Consider the following 3,294-nt stretch of genomic DNA (forward strand, 5'->3'; position numbering starts at 1 on the left):
CCGGAAAGTGACTGTCTCCCCCCTGTGGCTGTTTACTATACGGGGCCGCCGGAGCGGAGTGTCAATCGATCAACTCGCCGCTCAAGCAGTTGAATTGCGTACCGAAAGGGGCGGGAAGTCGTACCGGAACAAAGGATTCAGTGGCCGTCGCCGAGCGCGTTGCGCGACCGCCCGGCCGGCGCCGCGTCCCGCGTGGCCCGGGGTCATGACCTGCGGTACGACGCGGCGTCCCGCCGCGGCCGGACGGTGCGGACCGGCATCGCGGAACGCCGCGCGCCACCGCGGACGAAAGGCTTCCGAAATGCCGTCCGGGGTGCTCGCCGATCCCCGGGGCCGCGTCGCGAGCGGTGTGACGTCGGACACACTCGCGGGAATGTGCGGCCCCGGGCGTATCCGGACCGGCGGCCACCGGATCTGCGGTGATGACAGAGGGCTCTCGGGACAGCCCCAAGGGAACAGTCGGCTCACGAGGGAGACATGTGATGAAGCACGGGTCGCAAGCGCTGGGGGAAGGACGTCGTGACCGCTGAACGCAGCCCGTGGCCGGCGCTGGGCGCGCTGATCGCAGGGTTCTCCCTCATCGTGCTGGACATGAGCGTGGTGGCCGTGGCCAACCCCGCGATCATGGAGTCGCTGGACGCCGGCGTCTCCGAGGTCATCTGGGTGACCAGCGCCTACCTGCTCACCTACGCGGCGCCCCTGCTGTTCACCGGACGCCTCGGTGACCGCTTCGGCCCCAAGAACGTCTACCTGACCGGCCTGGTGGTCTTCACTCTCGCCTCGCTGTGGTGCGGCGTGGCGGGTGACATCGACTCGCTCATCGCCGCCCGCGCCGTGCAGGGCCTCGGCGCCGCCCTGATGACGCCTCAGACCATGACCGTCATCACCAAGATCTTCCCCGCCGACAAGCGCGGTGCCGCGATGGGGGCCTGGGGCGGCGCCGCGGGCGTCTCCCTGCTCCTCGGCCCGGTCATCGGCGGACTGCTCGTCGACTCCGCGGGCTGGGAGTGGATCTTCCTGATCAACGTGCCCATCGGCATCCTCGCCTTCGCCCTGGCCTGGCGCCTGGTGCCCGCCCTGGAGACCAGGAAGCACTCCTTCGACCCGCTCGGCATCCTGCTCTCCTGCGGTGGCATGTTCCTGCTGGTCTACGCCCTCCAGGAAGGCAACAACGAGGACTGGTCCGCGGGCATCTGGCTGATGATCGGCGCCGGGGTCGCGATCCTCGCCCTCTTCGTCTGGACCCAGTCCCGCAACAAGGACGAGCCGCTGCTGCTGCTCAGCCTGTTCCGCGACCGCAACTTCGCCCTGGCCAACGTGGGCATCGCCGCGATCGGCGCCGCGGTGACCGCGATGACGGTCCCCTCCTACTTCTACCTCCAGGGCGTGCGGGGCCTCTCCTCCATGGAGTCGGCCCTGATCTTCGCGCCGCTGGCGATCCTCACCGGGGTCGCCTCCCCGATCGTCGGCAAGCTGTCGGACAAGGCGCACCCCCGCACCTTCACCACCATCGGCTTCGTCCTCTTCGCCGTGTCGATCGTCGGCTACAGCGTGCTGATGGAGCCCGGCTCCGAGCTGTGGATGTTCTCGGCCACCGCCGCCGTGACCGGCATCGCCAACGGCATGGCCTGGGGCCCCCTCGGCGCCATCGCCACCCGCAACCTCCCCGTGCACCAGGCCGGTGCCGGCTCGGGCATCTACAACACCAACCGGCAGATGGGCGCCGTGCTCGGCAGCGCCGTCGTGGGCGCCCTCTTCGTCGACCGGATCGCCGCCCACCTGCCGGGCGTCGGCACCGGCGGGGGACCTGTCGAGGGCAGCGCCGTCGACATCCCGGCCGCGGTGCACGAGCCGTACAGCAAAGCCCTCAGCGAGACCGGCCTGCTGCCGGTCGCCTTCCTGCTCCTCGGAGCCCTCGCCTGCGCCCTGTTCGTGCGCTTCCCCGAACGGGAGACCGACGGCGACGGCGACGGCGACGGGGAGCGGGCCGCCGGGGACGGCACACCGGGCCCGGTGCTCCAGAAGGCCGACGGCACCGGCTGAGCCCACCGGCCGGTGTCCGTTCCCTGCCGGTGCCACCGGCCCGCACCACCGGCCGGGAACGCCCGCCGCGGAGGCGGCCCGCACCAACCCGCCCGCACCACCGGCCGGGCGCCCGTCGAGAGGGCGGCCCGGCACCACACCGACACCACCGGCCCGCGGCGCCGGTCACGTCCGCCGCGGCGGACGTGACCGGCGCCGCGGGCACGAGGACCGCAGGAACAACGGGGAGGACCACGCATGACCACCACCACCGACGACGCCGGGCTCTGGCTGCGACGGCTGAGCACCACCGACACGCCCAGGGCCCGCCTGGTCTGCTTCCCGCACGCGGGCGGCTCGGCCAACTTCTACTTCCGGTTCGCCCGCCGCTTCACCGACCTGGAGGTGCGCGGCGTCCAGTACCCGGGCCGCCAGGACCGCCGGCACGAACGCGCCCGGGACAGCATCCAGGAACTCGCCGGCGAGATCGCCGCCCTGATGGGCGAGCAGGACGACCTGCCCGTCGTGCTGCTCGGCAACAGCATGGGCGCCCTGGTCGCCTTCGAGGTCGCCCTGCGTCTCGAAGCCCTCGGCAACCCGCCCCGCTCCCTGTTCGCCTGCGGCCGCGTCGGACCCATGCTCCGCAAGGACGAGCAGACCCATCTCAAAGGCAGGGACGCCTTCCTGCGGGAGATGGAACTCCTCGGCGGCATGGGCCACGAACTGCTCCGGGACGAGGAGATGCTCGACCTCGTGCTGCCGCCCATGCAGGCGGACTACCGGATGGCCGAGACCTACCGGGCCACACCGGGGGCACAGGTCTCCGTCCCCCTCCATGTGCACATCGGGCGGTCCGACCCGAAGGTCTCCGAGCCCGACGCGGCCGAGTGGCGGCACAGCACCACCGGCGCCTTCACCCTGGACGTCCACGACGGCGGCCACTTCTTCTTCACCGACAACGGGGACGCGCTGATCGACGCCGTCCACCGGTCCCTGGACGAAGTACCGGCCGCACACGCCTGAACCACCGCGCCACCGCGCCACCGAGGCCCGCCACCGCACCACCGAGCACGACCAGGGCCCGCACCGCACCACCGAGGCCCGCGCGCCCCGTCACCACGGGGCGCGCGGGCCTCGTCGTGCGCCCGGTCCGCGCCGCCGCGGGGAACAGCGGCTACCCGGTCGCACGACGGCCTACACATCGCCCGCGGAAAAGGCGGCGGGAATGGCTGTATCCAGAGGGGTCCCCACCGGATCTAGCAAGGCGACCAC

At 71.9% G+C, this 3,294-nt stretch carries 2 protein-coding genes; both read left to right on the forward strand.

Going from position 1 to position 3,294, the window contains the following annotated elements; translation table 11 throughout:
• The first annotated feature begins 519 nt into the window (after positions 1–519).
• A complete protein-coding gene (locus tag IAG43_RS24705; RefSeq protein WP_187742880.1) occupies positions 520–2,043 on the forward strand; it encodes a DHA2 family efflux MFS transporter permease subunit in 1,524 nt (507 codons plus the stop codon).
• Positions 2,044–2,280: 237 nt separating this feature from the next.
• Entirely contained in the window at positions 2,281–3,045 is a 765-nt protein-coding gene (locus IAG43_RS24710) for a thioesterase II family protein (RefSeq protein ID WP_187742881.1), read from the forward strand.
• Positions 3,046–3,294 lie beyond the last annotated feature (249 nt).

The organism is Streptomyces genisteinicus, assembly GCF_014489615.1.
Lineage (GTDB): Bacteria > Actinomycetota > Actinomycetes > Streptomycetales > Streptomycetaceae > Streptomyces > Streptomyces genisteinicus.

Bases quoted from the DNA above. Each gene is read 5' to 3' on its own strand.
- IAG43_RS24710 (WP_187742881.1), top strand. From the start codon at position 2,281: ATGACCACCACCACCGACGACGCCGGGCTCTGGCTGCGACGGCTGAGC.